The following is a 25,550-nucleotide window of genomic DNA, read 5'->3' on the forward strand; positions in this document are numbered from 1 at the left end:
TGCGTTCCTGGCGGGCCGTCACGCGCTCTCGACGACCACGTCGGCCGACTCGGTCACGCCGGTCCGGGGATGACCCGGTGCCCCGGCTCGTCGCGATCGGCGGGGGGTTTCCCGTCCTCGATCCGGAAGGTGTTCATGCGCCGATGATACTGCCGCAGTTGCAAGGGAAAAGTCCCCTGTTTCTTCGCATGAGCCGGGACTGGGATCCATGAGGTTGGCATGTGCGTTCGTACAGGGTGTCCAGGGCGAGCGAGTCGTCAGTCAAGCGCCCACCGGTTCCGCCGCCCGTCACGGGCATGAAAAAGGCGGGGTTCGAAAACCCCGCCCGCACACAAGGAACCCCAGCTCAGGGCCACACCAAGCAATACGGCTGATGCCCCGCCTCATGCAACCGATGGCTGAAGTCCTGCCACTCATGCAGCAGCTGATACACGTTGAACGCATCCCGGGGCCCGCCCCGGTCCGGGACCGTCGACCAGATGAACGCCGCCGCGCCGACCGCTTCCTCTCCTATGCCGCGCAGGGGGTCCACGACCGTCATCGGGAGCTTGACCACCGCGTAGTCGGGGTGCAGGACGACCAGTTCCAGGGGCGGGACCTTGTGGAGCGGGACGCCTTCGATGCCGGTCAGGACCATCGCGGCCATCGTCTCCGGCTTGATCTTGGTGAACATGCCGTTCATGCCGAGTTCGTCGCCGCCGAGTTCCTCGGGGCGCATCGAGATGGGGACGCGGGCCGCGGTCGCACCGTCCGGCGCGCCGAAGTACTTGTACGTCACCCCCACCCGACCACCATTCCTGCTCGCCCTCAGCCGATCACTGTGACGGTCGGCCCGCTCTGACTCGTTCGGTACACCCGGCATATCCGGTACTACGTGTCCCTGACGTGGTTCGTTCGAATCCTCCGCGTCGCGCCGGTGCCTTCCCCGCCGGGCACGTCGAGGACCCAGGTCATCAGTCCCCTCGCCCAGTCCGCCACCGCGATGCATATCTCCACCCGACTGCTTTTCTAGGACCCGTGGCCCCCGCCGCGCAACCCGATCATCGTGTCAGTGACCTCCCCCACGGCCGCCCGCCGAAACGTGCGTTGAAACACCTGTCCGCGGGATCTTTCCGGTCCCTGAACATCACACCCCGCATGAGCTGTGTGTATCACGCCCAGTCTCGCAGATCGCGGGGCTGAGCCGCTGTGAGACCGGTCGCCGGGCGACGGGCCCGGCCGGCGTCACCTTCCGCTGGCCTACCCTGAGGAGGTCACTGGCAACCGGAGTCCGAGATACGTCGGAGAAGGTCAGAGAAGGTCGGAGTAGTCGCAGGTCATGAGCGAAGCGCCCTCTTCAGGAACGCCCTATCCATACGATGCGCCTGCCTCGCAGGCCCTGTTCGACCGTGCGGCCACCGTCACGCCGGGCGGCGTGAACTCCCCGGTGCGCGCCTTCCGTGCCGTGGGCGGTACGCCCCGGTTCATGGTGTCCGGCACCGGTCCCTGGCTGACCGACGCGGACGGGCGCGAGTACGTCGACCTCGTCTGCTCCTGGGGGCCCATGATCCTCGGGCACTCGCACCCCGAGGTCGTCGCCGCCGTCCAGGACGCCGTCTCCCGGGGCACCTCCTTCGGCACCCCCGGTGAGGGCGAGGTCGCGCTCGCCGAGGAGATGGTCGACCGGATCGAGCCGCTGGAGCAGGTGCGGCTCGTCTCCAGCGGGACCGAGGCCACGATGTCCGCGATCCGCCTCGCCCGCGGGTTCACCCAGCGGTCCAAGGTGATCAAGTTCGCCGGGTGCTACCACGGGCACGTCGACTCGCTGCTCGCCGCGGCCGGCTCCGGCGTCGCCACCTTCGCCCTGCCCGACACCCCGGGTGTGACGGGGGCCCAGGCCGGCGACACCATCGTCCTGCCGTACAACGACCTCGAGTCCGTCCACGAGGCCTTCCACCGCTATCCCGGTGAGATCGCCTGTGTCATCACCGAGGCCTCGCCCGGCAACATGGGCGTCGTCCCGCCGCAGCCCGGTTTCAACGAGGGTCTGAAGGACGCCTGCCGCAAGAACGGCGCCCTGTACATCTCCGACGAGGTCATGACGGGCTTCAGGACCAGCCGCGCCGGGTGGTACGGCGTCGACGGGGTCAAGCCGGATCTGATGACCTTCGGCAAGGTGATGGGAGGCGGCTTCCCGGCCGCCGCGTTCGGCGGTCGCGCCGATGTGATGGCGCACCTCGCGCCCGCCGGGCCCGTCTACCAGGCCGGCACCCTCTCCGGGAACCCGGTCGCCACCGCCGCGGGCCTCGCCCAGCTGCGGCTCCTCGACCAGGCCGCGTACGACAAGATCGACGCCGTGTCGGAGACCGTCCAGTCGCTCGTGACCGAGGCCCTCACCAAGGAAGGCGTCGCGCACCGGCTGCAGAACGCCTCCAACATGTTCTCCGTGTTCTTCCTGGACCGGGACGTGCGCAACTACGAGGACGCCAAGCGCCAGGAGTCCTTCCGCTTCACCGCCTTCTTCCACGCGATGCTGGAGCAGGGCGTCTATCTGCCGCCCTCGTCCTTCGAGTCCTGGTTCGTGTCCACGGCCCACGACGAGCGGGCGGTCCAGCGGATCGCCGACGCTCTCCCGGCGGCGGCCCGAGCGGCGGCGGAGGCCACGGCGGCATGAGCGACGACATGGGCAAGAGCGCGGGCGGCGTCGAGAAGAGCGTCGGCGGCGAGCGGGGCTCCGGGCACAGCGACGGAGACATCACCGTCGTCCACCTCGTGCGGCACGGCGAGGTAGCCAACCCGGACGGGATCCTCTACGGCCGGCTGTCCGGGTACCACCTGTCGGAGCTGGGGCGGCAGATGGCCGACCGGGTCGCCGAGCACTTGGCCTCCCGTGACATCACCCACGTCTGCGCCTCCCCGCTGGAGCGGGCGCAGGAGACCGCGACGCCGATCGCCAAGGCGCACGGGCTGGACCTGGCGACCGACGCGCGGCTCATCGAGGCCGACAACGTCTTCCAGGGCAAGACCTTCGGTGTCGGGGACGGGGCCCTGAAGAAGCCCGAGAACTGGAAGCATCTGTTCAACCCCTTCAAGCCGTCCTGGGGCGAGCCGTACGTCGACCAGGTCATCCGCATGATGGGCGCGCTCGGCTCCGCCAAGGACGCCGCGCGCGGGCACGAGGCCGTGCTGGTCAGCCATCAGCTGCCGATCTGGATCGTGCGCAGCTATGTCGAGAAGCGGCGGCTGTGGCACGACCCGCGCAAGCGGCAGTGCACGCTGGCGTCCCTGACGACCTTCACGTACCAGGGCGACAGGATCGTGTCCGTCGGCTACACCGAGCCCGCCATCGACCTTGTTCCGGCCCATCTGCGCGCGGGAGCGAGGCCGGCGAAGGGGAAGGGCAAGGCCTTCGGCGCCTGAGCGATTCCCCCCTTCTGGTACATGTTCGTGACATTTATTACGAACTATGTACTAGCTCACGGAACCTCCCCGTTCCACACGTCCTCTGACTGGGTGACCACCAGCGGATGTGTACGAATGGGGATGCAATGCGCACGCTCACCCGAAGGGGAATGCTCGGGCTCGGTGCGGGTGCCGCGGCGGCTGCCGGTCTCGCCGGCTGCGGCACCCTCACGTCGTCGGACGAGTCGAACGGCACCGGGGGTTCCGGGGGCAGGCAGGACAACCGGCACGGCCCCCAGTCCGACCCGGCCCGCCCCATCGGCGACGGCTCCACCTCGTACACCGGCAAGCAGCCCAAGCAGCCGGCCAAGCCCGAACCGCTGGAGCCGGGCCGGCAGCCGCCGCAGTTCGTGGTCTTCTCCTGGGACGGCGCCGGCGAGGTCGGCAACGGCCTCTTCCCGCGCTTCCTCGACCTCGCCAAGGAGCACGAGGCGCACATGACCTTCTTCCTCTCGGGGATCTACCTGCTCCCCGAGTCGAAGAAGCGCCTCTACGAACCGCCGAACAACCCGCGCGGCGCCTCCGCCATCGGCTACCTCACCGACGACCACATCAAGGCGACGCTGAAGAACGTCCGCCGCGCCTGGCTCGAGGGCCATGAGATAGGCACCCACTTCAACGGGCACTTCTGCGACGGCACCGGAACGGTCGGCAACTGGACCCCGAAGCAGTGGCGCAGCGAGATAGACCAGGCCAAGTCCTTCGTGAAGGAGTGGCGGACCAACAGCGGGTGGACCGACCTGCCGTCGCTCCCCTTCGACTACGACAAGGAGCTCGTCGGCGGGCGCACCCCCTGTCTGCTGGGCCAGGACAACCTGCTGCCCACCGCACGCGAGCTCGGCTGGCGCTACGACGCCTCCTCGCCCGGCGGTCGCCAGGTGTGGCCGGTGAAGAAGCAGGGGCTGTGGGATCTGCCGTTGCAGCAGATACCTTTCCCCGGCCGCGGCTTCGAGGTCCTGTCGATGGACTACAACATGCTCGCCAACCAGTCGATCAACTCGACGAACGCGCCCAGCCACAACTACCCGGGCTGGCGTGAGCAGTCGGCGCAGGCGTACATCCAGGGCTTCAAGCGGGCGTACGAGACAAATCGGGCACCCTTCTTCGTCGGCAACCACTTCGAGCAGTGGAACGGCGGCATCTACATGGACGCCGTCGAGGAGGCCCTCAAGCACATCGCGCGGGAAAAGGAGAAGGGCGGCGACGTCCGGCTCGTCTCCTTCCGGCAGTTCGTGGACTGGATGGACGTACAGAAGCCGGAGGTGCTCGACAAGCTGCGCACCCTGGAGGTCGGGCAGAAGCCCGCCGGGGGCTGGAAGGCGCTCGTATAGGGGCGTTTTCGCCCGCAAGGGGGGTGCGCAAGATCCCCAGAACGGGCATGCGAAACTTTTCACATGAGTGCCGCCCGTCGCGCCCGAAGCCGTGTCGCCCTGTTCGCCACCACCAGCGCAGCCGTTGCCGCGCTGACGCTGTCCGCGTGCAGTTCGGGCGGTACGTCCGGGGGCGGCGGCGACACCAACTTCGTCACCGGCAACAACGGCATCGCCACGGTGTCGCAGGACAACCGGGACGCCGCGCCCGAGCTGTCCGGCAAGACCATCGACGGTGAGCAGCTGAGCACCGCCGACTACAAGGGCAAGGTCCTCGTCATCAACATCTGGGGATCGTGGTGCCCGCCCTGCCGGGCCGAGGCGAAGAACTTCCAGACCGTCTACGAGGACGTCAAGGACCAGGGTGTCGAGTTCGTCGGCATCAACACCCGGGACACCAACCTCACCTCCGCGAAAGCCTTCGAGAAGGAGTTCGGGGTCACCTACCCGAGCCTCTACGACCCCACGGGCAAGCAGATGCTCCGCTTCAAGAAGGGCACGCTCAACCCGCAGCTGATCCCCTCCACGCTCGTCATCGACCGCGAGGGCAGGCTGGCGGCGCGGGCCCTCCAGGGCCTCAGCGAGGAGCGGCTGCGGGACATGATCAAGCCCGTCCTCGCGGAGAAGTGACGTGAGCGCAGTGTCCACGCTCGCCGCGGAGTACAACGGCACCGTGCTGCACGGTGCGCTGCTGCTCGCGCTGCCGATCGCCGTGCTCGGCGGTCTCGTCTCCTTCTTCTCCCCGTGCGTCCTGCCGCTCGTCCCCGGCTACCTCTCCTATGTCACTGGCGTCAGCGGCACCGATCTGGCCGAGGCGCGGCGCGGGCGGATGGTCGCCGGCGCCTCCCTCTTCGTGCTCGGCTTCACCGCCGTGTTCGTCTCCGGCGGCGCCCTGTTCGGTTACTGGGGCTCGACGCTCCAGGAGAACAAGGACGTCCTGACGAAGGTCCTCGGCGTCCTCATGGTCCTCATGGGCGTCTTCTTCATGGGCCTGATGCCCTGGCTCAGCCAGCGCGAGTTCCGCTTCCACACCAGGCCGGCCACCGGCCTCGCCGGGGCACCGCTGCTCGGCGCCCTCTTCGGTATCGGCTGGGCGCCCTGCATCGGACCGACCCTGTCCTCCGTGCAGACGCTCGCCTTCACCGAGGCCAGCGCCGGACGCGGCGCCATACTGACCGTCGCCTACTGCCTCGGCCTCGGCATCCCGTTCGTGCTCACTGCCGTAGCCTTCCGCAAGGCCCTCGGCGCCTTCGCCTGGGTCAAGCGCCACTACGTCTGGGTGCTGCGCACCGGCGGCATCATGATGATCGCGACCGGTGTGCTGCTGCTGACCGGCGCGTGGGACCGCATCGTGCAGGAGATGCAGGTCTGGTCCAACGGCTTCACTGTGGGGATCTGACTCGATGAGCGACACCAAGACCAGCCCGCCGGACAACACCCCGGGCCGGGCCGAGGACCAGGAGCTGGGCGCCGCCGGCTCCCAGCTCTCCACCGCCCCCGTCGAAGAGATCGCCGGCCTGCCCTCCCTCGGCGTGATCGGCTGGGCCCGCTGGTTCTGGCGCCAGCTCACCTCGATGCGGGTCGCGCTGCTGCTGCTCCTGCTGCTGTCGCTCGGCGCCATCCCCGGCTCGCTCATCCCGCAGACCGGCATCGACGAGACCAAGGTCGCCGCGTTCCGCAAGGCCCATGAGACGCTCGCGCCGATCTACGACAAGCTCGGCCTCTTCAACGTCTACAGCTCGGTGTGGTTCTCCGCGATCTACATCCTGCTGTTCGTCTCCCTCATCGGCTGCATCGTCCCGCGCACCTGGCAGTTCGTCGGCCAGCTGCGCGGCCGTCCGCCGGCCGCGCCCAGGCGGCTGACCCGGCTGCCCGCCTACACCACCTGGCGCACCGAGGCCGAGCCCGAGCAGGTCCGCGAGGCCGCCCTCGCCCTGCTGAAGAAGCGCCGCTTCCGCTCCCACCTCACCGGTGACGCCGTCGCCGCCGAGAAGGGCTATCTGCGCGAGGTCGGCAACCTCGCCTTCCACATCGCCCTGATCGTGATGCTGATCGCCTTCGCCTGGGGCCAGCTGTACAAGTCGGAGGGCAACAAGCTGATCGTCGAGGGCGACGGGTTCTCCAACACCCTCACCCAGTACGACGACTTCAAGTCCGGCAGCCTCTTCGGCCAGGACGACCTCGACCCCTTCAGCTTCGACCTGAAGAACTTCAGGGGCACCTACGAGCCGACCGGCCCCAACCGCGGCACACCCCGCACCTTCGAGGCCGACCTCGTCTACAGCGTGGGCGCCGACGGCAAGGAGGAGAAGACCACCGTCAAGGTCAACGAGCCGCTGGAGATCGGCGGCTCGAAGGTCTACCTCGTCAGCCACGGCTACGCCCCCGTCATCACGGTCCGCGACGGCAAGGGCAAGGTCGTCTTCCAGGACGCCGTGCCCCTGCTGCCGCTCGACGGCAACGTCACCTCCACCGGCGCGATCAAGGTCATGGACGGCTACCGCGACGCCCGGGGCAAATGGGACCAGCTCGGCTTCCAGGCCTTCTTCCTCCCCACCTACGTCAAGGGCAACGAGCTCGCCTCCCAGTTCCCCGCGCTGCTCAGCCCGATCATGAACGTGGAGGCCTACCACGGGGACCTCGGGGTCAACGCGGGCCTGCCGCAGAGCGTGTACCAGCTGAACAAGAAGAACCTGAAGGGCTTCAAGGACGCCAAGGGCGCGCAGCTCAGGAAGAACCTGCGGCCCGGCGAGACCATGAAGCTGCCGAACGGCGCCGGCTCGATCACCTTCGAGAAGCAGATCAAGGAATGGGCCGGCTTCCAGGTCGCCCGCCAGCCCGGCAGCGGCTGGGCGCTCGCCGCTTCTGTCGCCGCGATCCTGGGCCTCGCCGGCTCCTTGTTCATCCAGCGCCGCCGCGTCTGGGTGCGGGCCACCGCCGGGCCCGACGGCGTCACCGTCGTCGAGATGGCGGGGCTCGGCCGCAGCGAGTCCGCCAAGGTGCCCGAGGAGCTCGGCGACCTCGCCGCGATCCTCTACGAGCAGGCCCCGGGCGCGCCCGACGCCGCCGCCGACCCCGCAGAATCCGAAGCTTCCCCCGACCCCCAAGTCGTACCTGCCGAAGGGGCTGAGAAGTGACTCTCGCCGCCGCGACCGAGCTGGCCGCCGCCACCAACGAAAACCTCGCCAGCATCAGCAACACGCTGATCTACTCGTCGATGGCCGTCTACACCCTGGCCTTCTTCGCGTACATCACCGAATGGCTCTTCGGCAGCCGCAGCAAGGTCGGCCGCACCGCCGCCGCGCTCACCCCGGCGAAGACCAAGAGGGCCGAGGCACCCGCGGTCACCGTGAACAAGGGCGGCTCCACCGCCGTACTGGAGCGGCCGAAGGTCGTCGTGCGGACCACGGCCGGGCAGCGGGACGTGCCCGACGGGCCCGGCGCGCACGGGGGCGACGAGCAGGGCGACCTCTACGGGCGTATCGCCATCTCCCTCACCGTCCTCGCCTTCCTGATCGAGTTCGGTGGTGTGCTCACCCGGGCTCTGTCGGTGCAGCGGGCGCCGTGGGGCAACATGTACGAGTTCAACATCACCTTCTCCACGGTCGCCGTCGGCGTGTACCTCGCGCTGCTCGCGCTGAAGAAGAACGTGCGCTGGCTCGGGCTGTTCCTGATCACCACGGTCCTTCTCGATCTCGGCCTCGCCGTCACGGTCCTGTACACCGCCAGCGACCAGTTGGTGCCCGCCCTTCACTCGTACTGGCTGTACATCCACGTCTCCACGGCGATCTTCTGCGGCGCGGTCTTCTACGTCGGCGCCATGTCCACGCTGCTCTACCTCTTCAAGGACAGCTACGAGAACAAGCTCGCGAACGGCGGCACCCCCGGACGGTTCGCCAACTCCGTCCTGGACCGGCTGCCGGCCGCGGCCTCCCTCGACAAGTTCTCCTACCGCGTCAACGCCGCCGTCTTCCCGCTGTGGACGTTCACGATCATCGCGGGCGCCATCTGGGCGGGCGACGCCTGGGGCCGCTACTGGGGCTGGGACCCCAAGGAGACCTGGTCCTTCATCACCTGGGTCGCCTACGCCTGCTACCTGCACGCCCGCGCCACGGCCGGCTGGAAGGGCCGCAAGGCCGCCTACCTGGCCCTGATCGCCTTCGGCTGCTGGCTGTTCAACTACTACGGCGTCAACATCTTCGTCTCCGGCAAGCACTCCTACGCCGGCGTGTGACGGGCTGACACAGGTCAGCGGCCGTAAGGGGTGCATTTCGGGCCTGGCGGGGTCAGGCTGGTGGCATGACCGGTTCGATGGAACAGGGCATCAGCCAGACCCACGGGAACACCCACATCCTGCACCTTCTGGTGCGGCTTCCCCGGTCCATGGAGGCGGTCTGGCCCGCACTGGCGACGCCGGACGGCCTCGCGTCCTGGTTCACCGCGGCCGACGTGTTCGAACCGCGTCTCGGTGGCGCGATCACGCTGCGGGACCTGGGGGAGGGGCGGATCACCGCGTGGGACGTGGAGCGGATCGCCGAGTACACGCTGGTGAGCGGCGAGCGGATCAGGTTCCATCTGGAGCGCGACGGGGACACGGGCAGCGCGCTGCGCTTCACCCATGAGTTCCAGGGCGCGGAGGACTCCCGGCCGCGCTGGCGCGAGCGCTTCGAGCGGCTGCTGGACGCGCTCGATGCGGCCCCCTGACCCACGCGCCCGGCGAGGATCCCTCCGATCACGAGGCCGTCGAGGCGATGACGTCCCGCAGGCGCTCCACGTACAGCCGCATGTTCTTGTGCGCCACATCGGTGTCCGGGTGGCGGCCGGCGAACCACAGCCCCTCGTGGAGCCGGACCACCCAGGCGCACACCTGATCGCCGTAGGACACCCGGACCAGTCCGTACGCCTTCTGCTCGGCCCAGCGCTCGGATCCGGGGACGCCCCGGGTGTCGAGGTAGGAGACGATCGAGTACAGGTCGGGTGAGGTGGGGCGGAAGTCCGTGCCGAGCAGGTCGAGCACCCGGGCGAGCGGCATGCGGGCCAGGTGCCGGCCCGCGTGCAGCGCGGCGCGCACCGCCCGCAGGGCGGCGGGAAAGTCACGGGCCTCGGCCGCGGGGATCTCGATGGGGGCGCCGCCCACGTACCAGCCGACGGAGTCGGACCAGCGGGACTTCGCGCGGGTGTGGAGCGGCACGACGGTGCGGTAGACGGGCACCTCGCCGATCTCCTGGACGACGAGGGCGGTCGCGGCCAGCACGCCGACCGCGCTGCCGCCGTAGGGGCGGCAGTACGCCTCGAACGCGGCGGCGGTGTCGGGGCCGGTGAGCTTCTCGCGCAGCAGCCGCTGAGCGGGCAGCCCGCCGTCGGGATCGAGGCCGAGGTCGACGGGGAAGGCCGGCAGTCGGCCGTCGCAGCGGCCGATGAACTCGCGCCATCGGGCGACGATGTCATGACCGGCGTCGATCCGGTCGGCGTCGGCGCGCTCCATCTCGCAGAAGTCGACGTAACTGCTGACCGGCGCCAGGTCCACGGTCCGGCCCGCGACGGCCGCCGCGTAAAGCTCGTGGATCTCGGCGGGGATGCGGTGGATGGAGTGCGCGTCGACGTTGCTGTGGTCGAAGGCCATGTACACGCTGGTGGAGTCGGCACGGACGACGGCCGCGTAGATGAGGTTGGGCCAGCGCAGGGCGTCCGCCGTGGCGTCGAAGCGGTCCTGGAGATGCCGTACCAGTTCGTCCGGGTCGCTGAAGTCGCCGGCCTCCACGCGGTGCAGGGACACGGCGTCGGCGTCGAGGGTGAAGCGGCGCATTCCGTCGCCGGGCCGGCCGCTCCAGCGGAAGCCACTGCGCAAGGTCTCGTGCCGCGCGGTCCAGCCGCGCAGCGCCTCCTGGAGGGCGTCGAGGTCGGTTCGGCCCGCGATGTCGAACGCGGTGCCGAGCCAGGTCGGCACGGACAGGCCGTCCTCGCGCACGGCCCGGGCCGTTCTGATGTGCGACTCCTGGATGTATGCCGGGGGCCTGGAGTCCTCGGGCAGCTCGGCCGCCGCGGCGACGGTTGCGGGACTGAGCGTCCATTCGACGAGTCGTCCGGGCCGGACCTCGCAGCGCTGGATGTCAGTCGTTCGCACGGGCGGCTCCGTTCGCGGCGGGGGACCCACCCGAAAGGGTGGTATCCCGCCCAACGAGGCAACCCTTTGTCAGAAACGGTTCGCGGTGCTCAGCCGACGGTGATCGAGTCCAGCTTCTGCCGCAGATACACATGCGAGTCGACCGGCGGATAGGCCACTCGGCCCACGGGGGCGGGCACGGACTCGACGAGTGTCCCGGGTGTGCATTCGCCGAAGTACACCAGGGACATCAGCTCCTCGGCGGGTGCGTCGGCGGGTGGCGGCAGCACGCGGTGCCGCCCCGACCGCCACCGGTCGCCGGTCCAACGGGCCATCAGATCGCCGATGTTGATGGTGAAGGCGTCCGGGTCGTACGGCGCGTCCTCCCAGCCGGCACCCCCGTCCGCGGGGTCGGTGTAGACCTGCAAGCCGCCTTTGCCCGCCTGCCGGTCGAGGATCGTCACCGTGCCGAAGTCGGTGTGCGGTCCGATGCGGAACTGGCCGGGCTCCGGCGCGCCGACGACCTCTGTCCCCGGATACCAGTTGATGTTGAAGCCGTACGTCGGGTGGGCCATGTGCCGGGTGAAGAAGTCCGGTTGGAGGCCGAGGGCCTCGCCGAGCAGCCGGAGCAGCCGGTTCTCCAGCTCGCCCATCCGCGTCAGGTACTCCTCGCACAGGGGCTGCAGTTCGGGCACCTGCGCCGGCCAGACGTTGGGCGCGTACCACTCGGCGTTGACGACCGGGTCCTCGAAGGGCTCGTGCGTCGCGAAGGTCAGGGACTCCTTCAGGTCCGGCGGGGTCTCGGTGCCCTCCGCGTACCCGTTGGCCTCCGCACCCGGTCCGAGCCAGCCCCGTCCGCCGACCTTCGCCTCGTAGCGCTGTTTGACCTCGGCCGGGAGCGTGAAGAAGGCGCGGGCGGCCGTGCGGATGCGGGCGCGCAGGCCGGGGTCGACGCCGTGCCCGGTGACCAGCAGGAATCCGGCGGTCCCGAGGGCCGCGTCGACGGTGCGGGCGATCTCCTCGCGCGCCCCGGCGTCACCGTGGAGCCAGGGCCGGAGGTCGATCGTGGGGATGCGGGGCTCACTCACCGATGTCCTCGTTCCACAGTGCCGGTTCGTTCCTGATGAATGCGCGCATCATGCCGACGCACTCGGGGTCGTCGAGCAGCACGATCTCCACGCCGTGCTCGGCCAGCCAGTCGTGCCCGCCGTGGAAGGTGACCGCCTCGCCGATGACGACGCGGGAGATCCCGAACTGCCGTACCAGTCCCGAGCAGTACCAGCAGGGCGAGAGCGTGGTCACCATGGTCGTTCCGCGATACGACCGCTGCCGTCCCGCCGCCCGGAAGGCGGCCGTCTCCGCGTGCATCGACGGATCCCCGTCCTGGACCCGCCGATTACGGCCACGGCCCAGCAAGCCGCCGTCGGCCCCGTACAACGCGGCACCGATCGGGACACCCCCCTCGCCGAGCCCAACCCGGGCCTCGGCGACGGCGACGGCCAGCCACCGGCGTGCCTCTGCCTGATCCATGCCCTCACTCTGCTGCGCGGGGGGCGGGAGGGCAACGGCGGACGGGGGTGGGGCGGAGCGTGGGGCAGGGCGGTCAGGGGCCCTTGCGGTAGTCGTCCAGGCGGTCCGCGGCGCCGGCCTCAGCCGCCCGACACCCGCAGCAGCAGCTTCCCGGTGGACGTCCGCGCGCCCATGAGCCGGTGCGCCTCCGCCGCCTCCGCCAGTTCGAACTCCGCCGTGACCGGCAGCGCGACCGTGCCGTCCACGACGGTGGCGAATGCGCGTTCGGCGAGCGCCCGCAGCGCGTCCGGGTCCGTCGCGGCCAGGGCGAGGATGGAGAAGCCGCTCACCGTCACGCCTCGCGGGTAGAGCTCGCCCTGCCCCACCCGCCACGGCTCGGCGGAGCTCGCGTTCCCGAAGGAGACCAGCCGACCGAAGACCGCCAGCGACGCCAGGGACGCCCGGAAGGTGTCGCCGCCCACGGGGTCCAGGGCCAGATCGACCCCACGGTCGCCCGTCGCGCCACGCACCGCCTTCTCGAACTCGCCGACGAACACCTCGTCGTACCCGTGCTCCCGGGCGTACGCCGCCTTCGCCTCATTCGACACCACGCCGTACACGGTGCCGGCGCCCGCGGCCCTCGCCAACTGGCCCACCACCGTGCCGATTCCGCCCGCCGCGCCCTGCACCAGGACCGTCTCGCCCGGCTGGAGCCGTCCCACCGAGTGCACCAGGGCGTACGCGCTCGGCACCACCGTCGGCAGCGTGGCGGCGGTCCGCAGATCGACCCCGGCCGGCGCGGGGAACACGGTCGAGGCATCGACGACCACCACCTCCGCATAGGCCCCGCCCCCGGACAGGGCAGCCACCTCCTGCCCGACGGCCAGACCCTCGACACCCGCGCCGAGCGCCCGCACCCGCCCGGAGACCTCCAGGCCGGGCACATACGGCAGCCCCGGCACGCGATACCCCTCCGCGCGGGCCTTCAGATCGGCGAAGTTGACCCCGGCGAAGGCGACATCGACGCTCACCTGCCCGGGCCCCGGCTCGGGAACCTCGGCGGCCACCGCCTTCAGGACCTCGGGACCGCCGTACCGGTGGATCTCGATCGCGCGCATGCCGGACCTCCGTGCCGAGTGTTCAATCAAAAGCGAACACTCGCGAGTGTATGGTTTCCATCGAACACTCGGCAAGTGCGGCACGGATCAGAACGGGTCACGGGTCCCGGAAAGAGGGAACAGGAGGCCGGCGTGGCACAGCGCAGCTCCAGTCATCGGGTCGCCCCCGAGCACACGCACCCCGATGAAGTTCCGGTCCTGGCCGCTCTCGCGGCGCTCGCGGACCCCGTACGAATCCGTCTGGTACGGGACCTGGCGGGATCTCCCGAGTGGACCCGCAGCTGCGGCAGCTTCGACGTGCCCGTCGGCAAGGCGGCCCTCAGTCACCACTTCGCGGTCCTGCGCGGCGCCGGTCTCGTCGAGCAGCGCGACGAGGGGCCGAGGCGCGTCAACCGCCTGCGCCGCGCGGAGTTCGACGCCCGTTTCCCCGGGCTCCTCGCACTGGTGCTGCGGCCCGACCCGCTGGAGCGGACGCCGTCCACCGGCTGATCCCGGAACGGGGCGTGGGCCGGCGGATCGGCGGTCACATCGCGGTCAGGGCTCGTCCCGCTTGTTCCTGTCGTCCTTCTTGTCGTCGTCCTCGTCCAGGGACTTCAGGAAATCGGGGTTGTCGTCGGGCGCGACCCACTGCTGACGCCGACGGCCGCGCACTCCGGACCAGCCGTCGGCGGCCGGGCTGCGCTTCTTGCCCGCGATCAGCCAGGAGATGGAGCCGACGAGCGGGAACACCAGGACGAGGATCGCCCACAGCGGCTTGGGCATGTGGCGGATGTCGTCCTCCTTCGTGCTGATGCAGTCGATGAACGCGTACACGCTCAACGCCAGTGGCACGAGGAACATCAGCACCCGGAGCATGGGCCCTCTCCAGCGAAACGGTCGTCGGGGCCGGGGGCACGGGCCCCCGGGTTCAGGGCCAGGGTAGCCGCTCGGGGATACTTGACCCCATGGCTTACGACGATCTTCGTTCCCTGCTCAGGGCGCTGGAGCGCGATGGCGACCTCAAGCGCGTCAAGGCTGAGGTCGATCCGTATCTGGAGGTCGGGGAGATCGTCGACCGGGTGCAGAAGTCCGGCGGTCCCGCGCTGCTCTTCGAGAACGTGAAGGGCTCTTCGATGCCCCTCGCGATGAACGTCTTCGGGACCGACCGGCGACTGCTGAAGGCCCTGGGCCTGAAGTCGTACGGCGACATCTCCGAGAAGATCGGTGGGCTGCTCAAGCCCGAACTGCCGCACGGGTTCGTCGGGGTGCGCGAGGCTTTCGGGAAGCTCGGCGCCATGACGCACGTGCCGCCGAAGAAGGTCAAGGACGGACCCGTCCAGGAGGTCGTGCTCACGGGCGACGACGTGGACCTCGACCAGCTGCCCGCCCTGTTCACCTGGCCCAAGGACGGCGGCTCCTTCTTCAACCTGGGGCTCACCCACACCAAGGACCCGGAGAGCGGCGTACGCAATCTGGGCCTGTACCGCCTCCAGCGCCACGACAGGCGCACCATCGGCATGCACTGGCAGATCCACAAGGACAGCCGCAACCATTACCAGGTGGCGGCGCGCAAGGGAGAGCGGCTGCCGGTCGCGATCGCCTTCGGCTGCCCGCCCGCCGTGACCTACGCCTCCACCGCGCCGCTCCCCGGTGACATCGACGAGTACCTGTTCGCCGGCTTCGTCTCGGGCAAGCGGATCGAGATGGTGGACTGCAAGACGGTGCCGTTGCAGGTGCCGGCGCAGGCGGAGGTCGTGCTGGAGGGCTGGCTGGAGCCCGGCGAGATGCTGCCGGAGGGGCCGTTCGGCGACCACACCGGGTTCTACACGCCGCAGGAGCCGTTCCCCGCGCTGAAGATCGACTGTGTGACGATGCGGCGCCGACCGCTTCTCCAGTCGATCGTCGTGGGCCGGCCTCCCACGGAGGACGGGCCCCTGGGCCGCGCGACGGAACGCTTCTTCCTCCCCCTGCTGAAGATCATCGTCCCGGACATCGTGGACTATCACCTGCCCGAGGCCGGCGGTTTCCACAACTGCGCGATCGTCTCGATCGACAAGAAGTACCCCAAGCACGCGCAGAAGACGATGCACGCCATCTGGGGCGCGCACATGATGTCCCTGACCAAGCTGATCGTGGTCGTCGACTCCGACTGCGACGTCCACGATCTGCACGAGGTCGCCTGGCGGGCGCTCGGCAACACGGACTACGCCCGTGACCTCACGGTCGTCGAAGGTCCCGTCGACCATCTCGACCACGCCTCCTACCAGCAGTTCTGGGGCGGCAAGGCGGGCATCGACGCGACGAAGAAGTGGCCCGAGGAGGGCTACACGCGCGACGGCGGCTGGCCGGACATGGTGGAGTCCGACCCGGATACGGCGGCGAAGGTCGACCGTCGCTGGAAGGAGTACGGCCTGTGAGCAGCGCCTCCGCCGCGATTCCGCAGCCGGGACGGACGAAGGCGTTCCTCCGGCTGGTCATGATCGAGCACTCGGTGTTCGCGCTGCCGTTCGCGTACATCGCCGCGCTGACGGCCATGTTCCAGCTGGACCAGAACATCCACTGGGTCCGGCTGCTGCTGGTGACGATCTGCATGGTCGGCCTGCGGACCTTCGCCATGGCCGTGAACCGGATCATCGACCGCGAGATCGACGCGCGCAACCCCCGGACCGCCCACCGCGAACTGGTGACCGGCGCGATGTCGGTCCGGCACGCGTGGACGGGCGCCCTGATCGCCCTGGTGATCTTCCTGGGCGCGGCGGCGCTGCTGAACCCCCTGTGCCTGGCCCTGGCCCCCATCGCGGTGATCCCGATGGTGGTCTACCCCTACGGCAAGCGGTTCACGAACTTCCCGCAGGCCATCCTGGGCCTCGCCCAGGCGATGGGCCCGGTCGGCGGGTGGCTGGCGATCACCGGTTCCTGGTCCTGGGACGCGGTGATCCTCGGGCTCGCCGTCGGCATCTGGATCGGCGGGTTCGACCTGATCTACGCCTGCCAGGACGTCGACACCGACCGCGCCACCGGCGTCATGTCGGTCCCGGCCCGCTTCGGTATCCCGGCGGCGATCCGGGGCGCCCGGGTCTGCCACGCGATCACGACGGCCCTGTTCGTCTGGTACGCCCTCGCCACGGACGCGGGCGCGTTCTTCTGGCTGGGCCTGCTGATCGTGGCCGGCGCGTTCGTCTACGAGCACTCGATCGTGCGCCCGCATGACCTGTCCCGCCTGAACCGGGCGTTCTTCAGCGTCAACGGGTTCATCGGGATTGCCCTGTTCGTGTGTGCGCTGCTGGATCTCCTGGTTCGGGGGCTGACCGTCTGACACGGTGCGGGCATGGACCGCCTGCACTCGCAGCTCGCCCGGTTCGAGGACGCCTTCCCCGGCTTTCGGACGGAGATCGCCGAGGGCAGCGTGGTGGCGACCCCGGTCACGCCTCATCACGGACGGACGATCCACCAGGTCTGGAGCTCCCTCGAACCGCAGCTCGCCCCGGAGTGGGGCGTGACGAGCGACGTCGCCTTCCCGTTCGACGAGGAGAACGAGTTCTGCCCCGACCTCGCCGTCATCCCGGCATCGGAGGTGGCGCGCAACGAGATCGCCTGCTCGCCCGACCTCATCGAGCTGGTCGTCGAGGTCGTCTCGCGAGGCAGCATCCATCGCGACTACGAGGTGAAGCCCCGCCGGTATGCCTCCCGGGGCATCGCCCACTACCTCGTCCTCGACCCCCTGGCGGGCCACTGCGTCACCAGCTGGAACCCCGGCCCGGACGGCTACCGCGGTCGCGACACCGTCCCCTACGGCCCCGAGGTGACCATCGACTCACCGCTCGGCAGGCTGACCCTCCCCACCGCCGGTCTCCCCGTCGACCCTAGGTCGCGGCCCCGGCCCTGAGCGCCTTTCCGCCCGCCCGGCGCCGCAGCAGGAACGCCGCCGCGACCCCCGCCACCAGCCCCACCAGATGCCCCTGCCAGCTGACGCCGGACTGGGTCGGGGCGAGGCCCGCCACTATCGAGCCGCCCCAGATCGCGGCGACCAGCACGCCGGCCAGGACGCCCAGTGGGCGGCGCTCCACGAAGCCCGTGACCAGCAGGAAGCCGAAGAGGCCGAAGATCAGGCCGGAGGCGCCCGCGGTGTTGGTGCCGGACGGGGACATCAGCCACACGCCGAGCCCGTCGGCGACGATGATCAGGGCACAGACGGCGGCGAACCGGCGTATGCCACCGAGTGCCGCGAGGAACCCGAGGACCAGCAACGGCACGCTGTTCGCGGCGACGTGGGCGAAGCCGAAGTGGACGAAGGACGCCGGGACGACGTCGACCAGATCGGAGGGTGTGCGCGGGACGATGCCGAAGCGGTCCAGCGCGTGCCCGCTGAGCACGTCGACCACTTCGAGCAGCCAGAGCAGCGCCACCCAGACCAGCATCAGCTTGGCCGCGGTCCGCGCCCGGTCACCCCGCGACCATTCGCGCTCCGCGCCCCGCATTCCCGCCGTACCCGACGCACCTGCCATGGCAACCCCACCGCCCAACTCGTCCCCCCTGGGGAACGCCTGGGCCCCCTTGGTCGGTTCCCACCCCGTACGGCCGGATAGGCTCGGTGTCGTGAACCCAGTCAAGCCAGGAGAGACGCCGCGCAGGCCTTGGATCGTAGGGGTGTCCGGCGCTTCCGGCACCCCATACGCCGCCGCCGTGCTGCGCGCCCTCCTCGCCGCCGGGCAGAGCGTCGACCTGGTGGTCAGCCGGGCGTCGCGGCTCACGCTGCTCGACGAGACGGGGATCGCGTTCCGCGACGCGCATTGGCGGGACGACCTGCGGGAGTGGCTGGCGCGCGGCGCCGACGGGAAGCCCGGGACCTTCGAGGTGGACACCGAGGACGTCCGGTACTGGAACGCCGGGGACCTCGCCGCCGGGCCGTCCTCGGGGTCGTACCCCGTGCGGGGCATGCTGATCGTGCCCGCCTCCACGGCCTGCGTCGCCGGCGTGGCGCTCGGCCTGTCGAAGGACCTGCTGCAGCGGGCGGCGAGCGTCACCCTGAAGGAGGGACGCAAGCTGGTCGTGGCCGTACGGGAGACCCCTCTGAACGGTCAGACGCTGCGCCACCTCGTCACCCTGGACGACGCGGGCGCGACCGTCGTACCCGCCTCGCCCGCCTTCTACGCGGGGGCCACACACATTCAGGACCTCGTCGACTTCGTCGCCGGACGCGTCCTCGACGCGGCGGGCGTCGAGCACCGGCTCTACCGACGCTGGAAGGGCGAACTCGGCGGCGGAACCCGCACGACATGAACGTCATCTGAGCAAGTCGCAGCACCATTCATCACTTCAGGAACTTTCACCGGAAGGCTTCGAATCGCATGGACGCGGTGGACAGGCAGCTCATCCAGGCCCTGAGGGAGAACGGCCGGGCCTCCTACGCGGAGCTGGGACGCCTCGTCGGACTGTCGGGACCCAGCGTCACCGACCGCATCAACCGGCTGGAGGCGGCCGGCGTCATCACCGGCTACCGCGCCACCGTCGACGCCGCCTCGCTCGGCCTCGGCGTCACCGCGCTGATCGGCATCTCCCTCTCCGACGCCACGGACCACGAGGACGTGGCGACCCGGCTGAAGGACCTCTCCGAGATCGAGGACTGCTGGTTCATCGCCGGCGACGACTCCTACATGCTCAAGGTGCGGGCGACCGACGTGGACGGCCTGGAGAAGATCATCCGGCGGCTCAGCGGGACCACCGGCGTCTCCCGGACCCGTACCACCATCGTGCTCTCCACGAAGTGGGAGAACCGCGTCGGAGAGCTGCCCGAAGAGGTCTGAGGGCGCAGGCGTAACGTGGGGGCGACTTCGTGGAAAGGTGTTGGCATGGACGTCGGGCTCAAGCGCGAGCTGGAGGAGAAGGTCCGCTCCGGTGAGCGGCTGACTCGCGAGGACGGCATCGCGCTGTACGAGTCGGACGACCTGGCGTGGCTCGGCGGGCTCGCGCACGAGGTGCGCACCCGCAAGAACGGCGACGTCGTGCACTTCAACGTCAACCGGCACCTCAACATGACGAACGTGTGCACCGCGTCCTGCGCCTACTGCTCCTTCCAGCGCAAGCCGGGCGAGAAGGACGCGTACACGATGCGCATCGAGGAGGCGGTGAAGCTCGCCAAGTCGATGGAGAGCGAGAACCTCACCGAGCTGCACATCGTCAACGGTCTGCACCCGAACCTCCCGTGGCGCTACTACCCGCGCTCGCTGCGGGAGCTGAAGGCCGCTCTGCCGAACGTGTCACTCAAGGCGTTCACCGCCACCGAGATCCACCACTTCGAGACCATCTCCGGGCTGTCCGCCTCCGAGATCCTCGACGAGCTGATCGACGCGGGGCTGGAGTCCCTCACCGGTGGCGGCGCGGAGATCTTCGACTGGGAGGTCCGCCAGCACATCGTGGACCACCGCACCCACTGGGAGGACTGGTCGCGGATCCACCGGCTGGCGCACGAGAAGGGGCTGAAGACCCCGAGCACCATGCTGTACGGCCACATCGAGGAGCCCCGCCACCGCGTCGACCACGTCCTGCGGCTGCGTGAGCTCCAGGACGAGACCGGCGGCTTCCAGGTCTTCATCCCGCTGCGCTACCAGCACGACTTCGTCGACATGAAGGACGGCAAGGTCCGCAACCGGCTCCAGGCCCGCACCCAGATGGCCACCGGCGCCGAGGCCCTGAAGACCTTCGCGGTCTCCCGGCTGCTGTTCGACAACGTCCCGCACGTCAAGGTCTTCTGGGTCATGCACGGTGTGCAGACCGCCCAGCTCGCCCTTCAGCACGGCGCCGACGACATGGACGGCTCGGTCGTCGAGTACAAGATCACGCATGACGCGGACAACTTCGGCACCCCGAACAAGCTGACCCGCGAGGATCTGCTGGACCTCATCCGGGACGCCGGTTTCCGGCCGGTGGAGCGCAACACCCGGTACGAGATCATCCGGGAGTACGAGGGCCCGGACCCGGCGCGCAGGGAGTCGCCGCAGCCGATGCGGGTCTGAGCCGATGCGGGTCTGAACCGATGAGCGCCTGAGTCGATGCGGGTCCGAGAGGGACCCGCGTCGGGTCGTCCTCCCCTCCGGCCGCGCCTTGTCGCGTGAGGTCGTGGGGCCGCTCCCGCCGTTCCGGCGCGTCCCCGCGTGGGTACTCGGTCCGGCATGGTCGCCACCAAGGCTCCCGAGGATGCCTACACCGCCGAACCCTTCCTTCCCGAGCGCGGCGGTCTGCCCGCCCTGCGCCGGGCCGCCGCCGAGTGCCGGGGGTGCCCGCTGCACCGGGACGCCACCCGGACGGTGTTCGGCGCGGGGGACAGCGATGCCCGTGTGATGCTGGTCGGCGAGCAGCCCGGTGACCAGGAGGACCGCCAGGGCAAGCCGTTCGTCGGCCCCGCGGGCAGGCTGCTGGACCGGGCGCTCGAAGAGGCCGGCATCGACCCCGGCGAGGCGTATGTCACCAACGCGGTCAAGCACTTCAAGTACACCCAGGCCGAGCCGCGCAAGCGCCGGATCCACAAGGCCCCGACCCTGAGGGAGATGACCGCGTGCGGGCCCTGGCTGGCCGCCGAGCTGGCCGTCGTCGAGCCCGAGCTGATCGTGCTGCTGGGGGCCAGCGCGGGCAAGGTCCTGCTGGGATCGTCGTTCCGGGTCGGCGAGGTGCGCGGCGCGCTGCTGGAGCGTGAGATCCACGGCCGGACGCGGCAGCTGGTGGCGACGGTGCATCCGTCGTCGGTGCTGCGGGCGCGGGACGACGCGGACCGCGAGGCGGCGTACGAGGGCCTGGTGGCGGATCTGAAGGTGGCGGCGCGGGCACTGTCATGACACCCCAGCGCGCACGGCCGTAATGGCTACCATTGCTCCGTGTCCCTTACGTTCACCCTTGACCCCGCCGTCACGCCCGGCCTTCGCGACGGCATCCTCGACCTGTGGACCGACGTCTCCAACGCCGGCGGAGCCGTCGGCTTCGTGCCGCCCGTGGGCCGGGAGACGGTGCGGCCGGAGCTGGTGCGGCACTTCGTGGCGATGGCGGAGGGGCGCAGCCGACTGCTGGTCGGGCACGACGAGGCGGGCCAGGTGTCCGCGACGGCGTTCTTCACCTTCAACACCCACCGTCTGATGACCCACTGGGTGTGGCTCTACACGGTGATGGTGCATCCCCGTCACCAGGGCAAGGGCTACGGCCGCGACCTCCTCTCGGCCGCCGAGCAGTCGGCCCGCACCTTCGAGGGCATCGACGCCGTCCGCCTCACCTGCCGCGGCGGCATGGGCCTGGAACGCTTCTACGGCTCCTGCGGCTACAAGGAGGTCGGCCGCATCCCGAACGCCCTCCGGGTCGCGCCGGGCGACGACCGGGACGACGTGATCATGCTGCTGCCGCTCGGCTGACCCCCCTGCAAGATCGGTGTGTCGGCGTGCTTCACTGGGCAGTGGCCCTTTTTGGAATCGGAAGAGTGGATTGAGATGCTCCGCTACACACTGATGCGCCTCGGAATCTTCGTGGGCTGCCTCGTGGTCGTCTGGGGCCTCGTCTACTCCGGCCTCGCCCCGCGCGGCCTGGGCGACTCCAACGGCATCTGGATCGTCCTGCTCGCCCTGGTGCTCTCGGCGCCGATCAGCTTCGTGGTCCTGCGCAAGGAGCGCGACCGCGCCTCCGAGCGGATCGTGCAGCGCGTCGACCGCATGAAGTCCAGCCTGGAGGCGAGCCGCAGCCAGGAGGACGTCGCCGACGACTCGGCTCGGGCGCAGGGACAGACCTCCTAGTCACCGATCTCTTCCGCATCCCGGCAGCCTGACCACTGGGTAACTGTCGAGGGTGCCCCCCTTACTCTTGGCCGGGCCCATGGTGTGAGATGGCCGAAATCACGCCAGGGACCAAGAACCGCACTGGTACAGCCAAGCAAGTAAGGGGGAACCGTGGCACGAGCGCGCGCAAAACAAGGCGCACGACGCGTCGCCGAAGCCGTCGCCTCCGGCACCGATCCACGGAAGGCCGCGCAGGAGGAACTCCAGCGGCAGCTCGGCGGACGAGGAGCCGGCGGCGAGGGATACGACGCGCAGGGCCAGGGCATCGACCCGGCCGACTTCCCGGCCGCCCGGGAACAGGGCGGCTCCACCGCCACCGTCATGCGGCAGAAGACGGTGCCGCTGGACGAGGCCGGTGAGGCGCTCGGCCGCAGCGAGCAGGTGCGCGAGGGTGGCGAGGTGGTGCACGCCATCTGTCCGATGGTGCTGCCCAAGGGCCGCTCGATCTTCTCCATGCTGCCGGTACTGATGCTGCTCGTGCTGGGTGTGGTGGGTGCGTCGATCGTGGGGGCCGCGGGCGCCGACGTGGTGACCAACCCGCTGTTCGGGGTGCACTACTGGGTCATCGCGCTGCTGGCTGTCGCCTTCGTGTGGTGGCGGCAGGGCATGGTCATGGTGCCGGACGGCTGCCAGGCGCTGATCACTCGCTTCGGCAAGCTGGAGAAGATCGTCGGCCCGGGCCGGGTCGTGCTGCTGAGCCCGTGGAAGCGGGTGTCGTACATCGTCAACACCACGCGTGAGTACCCGTTCAACGCGCCGGTGCGCGAGGCGCCGACCAAGGGTGGCGTGAAGGCGTCGATCGACCTGTTCATCCAGTTCCGGATCAGCGACCCGACCGAGTTCGTCTACACGCTGGGCGCGGTGCGCGGCTTCGAGGAGAAGCTGAGCAACGCCGTCAGCGAGACCATCCGCACCCTGGTCTACGAGCAGGAGGCGGCCGGCATCTACGACATGGTCGGCGAGGACACGGGCCGGCTGCTGGAGCAGCTCAACCAGCAGTTCCGCCCGGCCGTCGAGCTGACCAACGCCAACATCACCCACGCCGAACCGTCCGACCAGCGTTACCGCATGGACCTCGCGGCGCCCGAGATGGTGCGGGTGGCCAAGGAGGCGTACACGCACGAGTACGCCCTTCAGCTGCGCAAGGAGCAGGACGAGGGCGATCTGACCCGGGAGCTGGCGTCCAGCCAGGAGACGCTCTCCGCCATCCAGGCCGACATCGCCCAGTACCAGGCGCAGATGGACACCGCCGTGGAGCGGGAGACCAACCGCGCCGAGGCCCTCGCCCGGCAGCGCTACGTCCAGGCCGAGTCCGAGGCCAAGGCGAACGCGGCCCTGCTGGAGGCGCAGGCCCTCGACATCCGCGCGGTGACCGCGGCTCAGGCCCCGGAGATCCTGGAGTACCGCTACCAGCAGCAGGTGCTGGACACCCTGGAGCAGGTCGCCGACCATCTGCCGCGCCTGGTGCGCATCGGCGGGGCGACGGACGGCGGCGGCGCCGCCGGGATCGACTTCCTGGAGCTGGCCCGCGAGTTGGTGGGCGAGCGCGGCACGGAACTGTTCACCGACGAGGACATGGCCGCCGTACGGGCGCGTCTCGCCGAGGTGTCCGAGCGGATCGCCGCGCGCGAGACGGAGATCTCGGCGCTGCTGGCGGCCGAGCGGCCCACGGTGCCGCAGGTGCCCGACCAGCCCGCGCCGGCCGACGGTGCCGCAGCCGCCGACGCCGACGGCTCCCCCCGCTCCGACCGCTCCGACGACTCCGAGGAGGCCGCCCAGTGAGCAGCGCCCGTCCCCACCGCCGGTCGGTCATCTCCGAGTCCGTCGCCCCCTGGAGCGACATCGCGCGGCTGCTGCGCGGCGGCGAGGCCGACACCCTGATCCCGGTCATCATCCCCCGCCACCGGCGTCGCCTGTGGTGGATGCTGGTGCTGTGGCTCGGCGTGTACGCCCTGCTCATGGGCGTGATGCTGTCCCTTCAGGAGGCGGACGCCGAATCGGCCGCCGGGGACTTCGCCTACGGCACCCTCGCCTCCCTGTGCTACGCCGGTGGCGTCGTGCTGCTGCTGATCGGCGCGCTGTGGTGGTGGCGTTCCTCGATCGTGGAGATCGAGCAGGGCACCAACGGTGTGCTGACCCGCTACGGCGCCGTCACCCGCACCCTGGACGCCGGCCGCCACTATCTGTGGCACCCGTGGTCCCGGGTCGACTTCGTCGTCGACGTCGCCACCGAGATCCCGTACTCGGCACCGGTGATGGCCTGTCCGACGCAGGAGAACGTGCCGCTGCGCTCCATCGAGTTCTTCCTGAAGTTCCGCATCACCGACGCGGTGCTGTTCGTCCGCACCATCGGCGCGGGCAACTTCGACCTGGTGCTCTCCAGCGCCGTACAGGACGCCATCCGCCAGCGCGCGCGCAAGATGCGCACCGAGCGGGCGTACGACCTGCGTGGCTCGGACGTGGCCGACATGCAGGAGCTGCTCAACCGTCAGCTGTCCCGCTACGGCGTGCGCATCACCGGCTCCAACATCCCGGACGTGCAGCTCCCGGCGCAGTACCAGCAGCACCTGGCCACCCGGGAGCGGGTCGCCAAGGAGCGCACCGCCTACGACCAGGAGTGGGGCCTGATCCGCAAGCGCCGGATCGACCAGCTGGGCATGGACATCGAGCGGGCCAAGAAGGTGCGCGACGCCCGGATCGTCGAGGTCAGGGCGGCGCTGAACCGGGCCCGTGAGGAGGTCGCCCAGCTGCTGGAGCAGCAGGAGACCAACGCCCAGCGGGTGCGCTTCGAGATCGAGACACGGGGCCGCAGCGGTCTGATCGCCGCCGAGAACGAGGCCCGCGCCCAGCGCGCCCTCGCCAAGGCCTACCGCGACAACCGGGCCGTGCTCCAGTACGAACTGGCCCGGCGCCGGCTGGAGGTGGGCGCGAAGCTCGCCGGGAAGGCCCCGCAGCCGGTGGTGGTACGGACCGACGGCACGGGCGCGGACACCTCGGCCCTGTCCACCCTGCTCACCGCCCAGCTGCTGCCCAGGCTCACTGCGCTGCCGTCCCAGGTCGGTGACGCACAGCCCTGGCTGGAGCGCGCGGCACGGTTCGCGGAGGACGCGAACGGCGAGCGCTGACGGCGAGCGCTGACGGCGAGCGCTGACAGGGGGCGCCGACGAGGAGCGACGCGGCGAAGTGCGGCGGGCCGGGTGGGAACCTCCCTCCCGGCCCG

Annotated in this window: 27 protein-coding genes; 20 read left to right on the forward strand and 7 right to left on the reverse strand. The window is 70.0% G+C overall.

All coding sequences use genetic code 11. The annotated features are described in order from the left end of the window. Positions 1-346 precede the first annotated feature (346 nt). Positions 347-988, reverse strand: a complete 642-nt coding sequence (locus tag ACHBTE_RS04720) for a hypothetical protein (RefSeq protein ID WP_394722079.1) — start codon at positions 986-988, stop codon at positions 347-349. A gap of 330 nt (positions 989-1,318) precedes the next feature. On the opposite strand from ACHBTE_RS04720, the gene hemL reads away from it, so the two are divergent. From hemL to ACHBTE_RS04760, 8 genes are all read left to right on the forward strand, one after another. Then, the gene (gene hemL / locus ACHBTE_RS04725; protein WP_394722080.1) at positions 1,319-2,653 is read left to right on the forward strand and encodes a glutamate-1-semialdehyde 2,1-aminomutase; all 1,335 of its coding nucleotides are present in this window, start codon (positions 1,319-1,321) and stop codon (positions 2,651-2,653) included. A gap of 8 nt (positions 2,654-2,661) precedes the next feature. Further along, positions 2,662-3,399 (forward strand): histidine phosphatase family protein, encoded by a 738-nt coding sequence (locus tag ACHBTE_RS04730; RefSeq protein ID WP_394722468.1) that lies wholly within the window; start codon positions 2,662-2,664, stop codon positions 3,397-3,399. Positions 3,400-3,527: 128 nt separating this feature from the next. Beyond that, on the forward strand, positions 3,528-4,772 hold the full coding sequence (locus tag ACHBTE_RS04735) for a hypothetical protein (protein WP_394722081.1): 1,245 nt from the start codon (positions 3,528-3,530) through the stop codon (positions 4,770-4,772). Between the two features lie 63 nt (positions 4,773-4,835). Continuing rightward, a complete protein-coding gene (locus ACHBTE_RS04740) occupies positions 4,836-5,441 on the forward strand; it encodes a TlpA family protein disulfide reductase (RefSeq protein ID WP_394722082.1) in 606 nt (201 codons plus the stop codon). Between the two features lies 1 nt (position 5,442). Further along, entirely contained in the window at positions 5,443-6,210 is a 768-nt protein-coding gene (locus ACHBTE_RS04745; RefSeq protein ID WP_394722083.1) for a cytochrome c biogenesis CcdA family protein, read from the forward strand. Between the two features lie 4 nt (positions 6,211-6,214). Further along, the gene (locus ACHBTE_RS04750; RefSeq protein ID WP_394722084.1) at positions 6,215-7,948 is read left to right on the forward strand and encodes a cytochrome c biogenesis protein ResB; all 1,734 of its coding nucleotides are present in this window, start codon (positions 6,215-6,217) and stop codon (positions 7,946-7,948) included. Further along, positions 7,945-9,045 carry a c-type cytochrome biogenesis protein CcsB gene (ccsB, locus tag ACHBTE_RS04755; RefSeq protein WP_394722085.1) on the forward strand — a complete coding sequence of 367 codons (1,101 nt, stop codon included), beginning with the start codon at positions 7,945-7,947 and terminating at the stop codon, positions 9,043-9,045. Before ACHBTE_RS04750 ends, ccsB begins: the two co-directional genes overlap by 4 nt. Positions 9,046-9,110: 65 nt before the next feature. Next, complete coding sequence (locus tag ACHBTE_RS04760) at positions 9,111-9,515, forward strand: SRPBCC domain-containing protein (protein WP_394722086.1); 405 nt, start codon at positions 9,111-9,113, stop codon at positions 9,513-9,515. A 28-nt stretch (positions 9,516-9,543) separates the two neighbouring features. On the opposite strand, the gene ACHBTE_RS04765 is transcribed toward ACHBTE_RS04760, so the two are convergent. From ACHBTE_RS04765 to ACHBTE_RS04780, 4 genes are all read right to left on the reverse strand, one after another. After that, positions 9,544-10,935: a condensation domain-containing protein gene (locus tag ACHBTE_RS04765; protein WP_394722087.1), complete on the reverse strand. Its 1,392-nt coding sequence runs from the start codon at positions 10,933-10,935 to the stop codon at positions 9,544-9,546. An 89-nt stretch (positions 10,936-11,024) separates the two neighbouring features. Next, on the reverse strand, positions 11,025-12,002 hold the full coding sequence (locus tag ACHBTE_RS04770; RefSeq protein WP_394722088.1) for an isopenicillin N synthase family dioxygenase: 978 nt from the start codon (positions 12,000-12,002) through the stop codon (positions 11,025-11,027). Then, a complete protein-coding gene (locus ACHBTE_RS04775) occupies positions 11,995-12,444 on the reverse strand; it encodes a nucleoside deaminase (RefSeq protein WP_394722089.1) in 450 nt (149 codons plus the stop codon). The genes ACHBTE_RS04770 and ACHBTE_RS04775 overlap by 8 nt, the downstream gene beginning before the upstream one ends. A gap of 119 nt (positions 12,445-12,563) precedes the next feature. Continuing rightward, positions 12,564-13,541 (reverse strand): zinc-binding alcohol dehydrogenase family protein, encoded by a 978-nt coding sequence (locus tag ACHBTE_RS04780; RefSeq protein ID WP_394722090.1) that lies wholly within the window; start codon positions 13,539-13,541, stop codon positions 12,564-12,566. 132 nt (positions 13,542-13,673) lie between these two features. Between ACHBTE_RS04780 and ACHBTE_RS04785 the strand changes: the two genes are divergently transcribed. Beyond that, positions 13,674-14,030: an ArsR/SmtB family transcription factor gene (locus ACHBTE_RS04785; RefSeq protein ID WP_394722091.1), complete on the forward strand. Its 357-nt coding sequence runs from the start codon at positions 13,674-13,676 to the stop codon at positions 14,028-14,030. Between the two features lie 45 nt (positions 14,031-14,075). Here ACHBTE_RS04785 and ACHBTE_RS04790 read toward each other — a convergent pair whose 3' ends face one another. Next, positions 14,076-14,396 carry a PLD nuclease N-terminal domain-containing protein gene (locus tag ACHBTE_RS04790; protein WP_394722092.1) on the reverse strand — a complete coding sequence of 107 codons (321 nt, stop codon included), beginning with the start codon at positions 14,394-14,396 and terminating at the stop codon, positions 14,076-14,078. Between the two features lie 89 nt (positions 14,397-14,485). On the opposite strand from ACHBTE_RS04790, the gene ACHBTE_RS04795 reads away from it, so the two are divergent. Genes ACHBTE_RS04795 through ACHBTE_RS04805 form a run of 3 tightly spaced genes read left to right on the forward strand, consistent with a single transcriptional unit; the run spans position 14,486 to position 17,406 of the window. After that, positions 14,486-15,937 carry a menaquinone biosynthesis decarboxylase gene (locus ACHBTE_RS04795; protein ID WP_394722093.1) on the forward strand — a complete coding sequence of 484 codons (1,452 nt, stop codon included), beginning with the start codon at positions 14,486-14,488 and terminating at the stop codon, positions 15,935-15,937. After that, positions 15,934-16,836, forward strand: coding sequence for a menaquinone biosynthesis prenyltransferase MqnP (mqnP, locus tag ACHBTE_RS04800; RefSeq protein ID WP_394722094.1), 903 nt, complete (start codon positions 15,934-15,936; stop codon positions 16,834-16,836). The genes ACHBTE_RS04795 and mqnP overlap by 4 nt, the downstream gene beginning before the upstream one ends. Before the next feature lie 12 nt (positions 16,837-16,848). Then, the gene (locus ACHBTE_RS04805) at positions 16,849-17,406 is read left to right on the forward strand and encodes a Uma2 family endonuclease (RefSeq protein WP_394722095.1); all 558 of its coding nucleotides are present in this window, start codon (positions 16,849-16,851) and stop codon (positions 17,404-17,406) included. On the opposite strand, the gene ACHBTE_RS04810 is transcribed toward ACHBTE_RS04805, so the two are convergent. After that, positions 17,384-17,998: a rhomboid family intramembrane serine protease gene (locus ACHBTE_RS04810; RefSeq protein ID WP_394722470.1), complete on the reverse strand. Its 615-nt coding sequence runs from the start codon at positions 17,996-17,998 to the stop codon at positions 17,384-17,386. The genes ACHBTE_RS04805 and ACHBTE_RS04810 overlap by 23 nt on opposite strands. Before the next feature lie 118 nt (positions 17,999-18,116). Here ACHBTE_RS04810 and ACHBTE_RS04815 point away from each other — a divergent pair, with 118 nt between their 5' ends. The 8 genes from ACHBTE_RS04815 (at position 18,117) to ACHBTE_RS04850 (ending at position 25,455) form a co-directional block, all read left to right on the forward strand. Next, complete coding sequence (locus tag ACHBTE_RS04815) at positions 18,117-18,800, forward strand: UbiX family flavin prenyltransferase (RefSeq protein WP_394722096.1); 684 nt, start codon at positions 18,117-18,119, stop codon at positions 18,798-18,800. A gap of 68 nt (positions 18,801-18,868) precedes the next feature. Beyond that, positions 18,869-19,324, forward strand: a complete 456-nt coding sequence (locus ACHBTE_RS04820) for an Lrp/AsnC family transcriptional regulator (RefSeq protein WP_394722097.1) — start codon at positions 18,869-18,871, stop codon at positions 19,322-19,324. A 45-nt stretch (positions 19,325-19,369) separates the two neighbouring features. After that, positions 19,370-20,533 carry an aminofutalosine synthase MqnE gene (mqnE, locus tag ACHBTE_RS04825; RefSeq protein ID WP_394722098.1) on the forward strand — a complete coding sequence of 388 codons (1,164 nt, stop codon included), beginning with the start codon at positions 19,370-19,372 and terminating at the stop codon, positions 20,531-20,533. Between the two features lie 156 nt (positions 20,534-20,689). Continuing rightward, complete coding sequence (locus ACHBTE_RS04830) at positions 20,690-21,349, forward strand: UdgX family uracil-DNA binding protein (protein ID WP_394722099.1); 660 nt, start codon at positions 20,690-20,692, stop codon at positions 21,347-21,349. A gap of 39 nt (positions 21,350-21,388) precedes the next feature. After that, entirely contained in the window at positions 21,389-21,913 is a 525-nt protein-coding gene (locus tag ACHBTE_RS04835; RefSeq protein ID WP_394722100.1) for a GNAT family N-acetyltransferase, read from the forward strand. 75 nt (positions 21,914-21,988) lie between these two features. Continuing rightward, positions 21,989-22,288: a DUF4229 domain-containing protein gene (locus tag ACHBTE_RS04840; protein WP_394722102.1), complete on the forward strand. Its 300-nt coding sequence runs from the start codon at positions 21,989-21,991 to the stop codon at positions 22,286-22,288. Positions 22,289-22,441: 153 nt separating this feature from the next. After that, positions 22,442-24,112: an SPFH domain-containing protein gene (locus ACHBTE_RS04845; RefSeq protein ID WP_394722103.1), complete on the forward strand. Its 1,671-nt coding sequence runs from the start codon at positions 22,442-22,444 to the stop codon at positions 24,110-24,112. Next, positions 24,109-25,455, forward strand: coding sequence for an SPFH domain-containing protein (locus tag ACHBTE_RS04850; RefSeq protein WP_394722104.1), 1,347 nt, complete (start codon positions 24,109-24,111; stop codon positions 25,453-25,455). The genes ACHBTE_RS04845 and ACHBTE_RS04850 overlap by 4 nt, the downstream gene beginning before the upstream one ends. Positions 25,456-25,550 lie beyond the last annotated feature (95 nt).

Origin of the sequence: Streptomyces sp. M41 (assembly GCF_043673425.1) — a bacterium.
In the GTDB taxonomy this organism is placed as follows: domain Bacteria; phylum Actinomycetota; class Actinomycetes; order Streptomycetales; family Streptomycetaceae; genus Streptomyces.

What these genes read in the sequence shown, in the direction of transcription:
- ACHBTE_RS04720 (WP_394722079.1), bottom strand. Translation starts at nt 988, where the DNA reads ATGCATCGCGGTGGCGGACTGGGCGAGGGGACTGATGACCTGGGTCCT.
- hemL (WP_394722080.1), top strand. Translation starts at nt 1,319, where the DNA reads ATGAGCGAAGCGCCCTCTTCAGGAACGCCCTATCCATACGATGCGCCT.
- ACHBTE_RS04730 (WP_394722468.1), top strand. Translation starts at nt 2,662, where the DNA reads ATGGGCAAGAGCGCGGGCGGCGTCGAGAAGAGCGTCGGCGGCGAGCGG.
- ACHBTE_RS04735 (WP_394722081.1), top strand. Translation starts at nt 3,528, where the DNA reads ATGCGCACGCTCACCCGAAGGGGAATGCTCGGGCTCGGTGCGGGTGCC.
- ACHBTE_RS04740 (WP_394722082.1), top strand. Translation starts at nt 4,836, where the DNA reads ATGAGTGCCGCCCGTCGCGCCCGAAGCCGTGTCGCCCTGTTCGCCACC.
- ACHBTE_RS04750 (WP_394722084.1), top strand. Translation starts at nt 6,215, where the DNA reads ATGAGCGACACCAAGACCAGCCCGCCGGACAACACCCCGGGCCGGGCC.
- ACHBTE_RS04760 (WP_394722086.1), top strand. Translation starts at nt 9,111, where the DNA reads ATGACCGGTTCGATGGAACAGGGCATCAGCCAGACCCACGGGAACACC.
- ACHBTE_RS04775 (WP_394722089.1), bottom strand. Translation starts at nt 12,444, where the DNA reads ATGGATCAGGCAGAGGCACGCCGGTGGCTGGCCGTCGCCGTCGCCGAG.
- ACHBTE_RS04780 (WP_394722090.1), bottom strand. Translation starts at nt 13,541, where the DNA reads ATGCGCGCGATCGAGATCCACCGGTACGGCGGTCCCGAGGTCCTGAAG.
- ACHBTE_RS04790 (WP_394722092.1), bottom strand. Translation starts at nt 14,396, where the DNA reads ATGCTCCGGGTGCTGATGTTCCTCGTGCCACTGGCGTTGAGCGTGTAC.
- ACHBTE_RS04795 (WP_394722093.1), top strand. Translation starts at nt 14,486, where the DNA reads ATGGCTTACGACGATCTTCGTTCCCTGCTCAGGGCGCTGGAGCGCGAT.
- ACHBTE_RS04805 (WP_394722095.1), top strand. Translation starts at nt 16,849, where the DNA reads ATGGACCGCCTGCACTCGCAGCTCGCCCGGTTCGAGGACGCCTTCCCC.
- ACHBTE_RS04810 (WP_394722470.1), bottom strand. Translation starts at nt 17,998, where the DNA reads ATGCGGGGCGCGGAGCGCGAATGGTCGCGGGGTGACCGGGCGCGGACC.
- ACHBTE_RS04820 (WP_394722097.1), top strand. Translation starts at nt 18,869, where the DNA reads ATGGACGCGGTGGACAGGCAGCTCATCCAGGCCCTGAGGGAGAACGGC.
- mqnE (WP_394722098.1), top strand. Translation starts at nt 19,370, where the DNA reads ATGGACGTCGGGCTCAAGCGCGAGCTGGAGGAGAAGGTCCGCTCCGGT.
- ACHBTE_RS04830 (WP_394722099.1), top strand. Translation starts at nt 20,690, where the DNA reads ATGGTCGCCACCAAGGCTCCCGAGGATGCCTACACCGCCGAACCCTTC.
- ACHBTE_RS04840 (WP_394722102.1), top strand. Translation starts at nt 21,989, where the DNA reads ATGCTCCGCTACACACTGATGCGCCTCGGAATCTTCGTGGGCTGCCTC.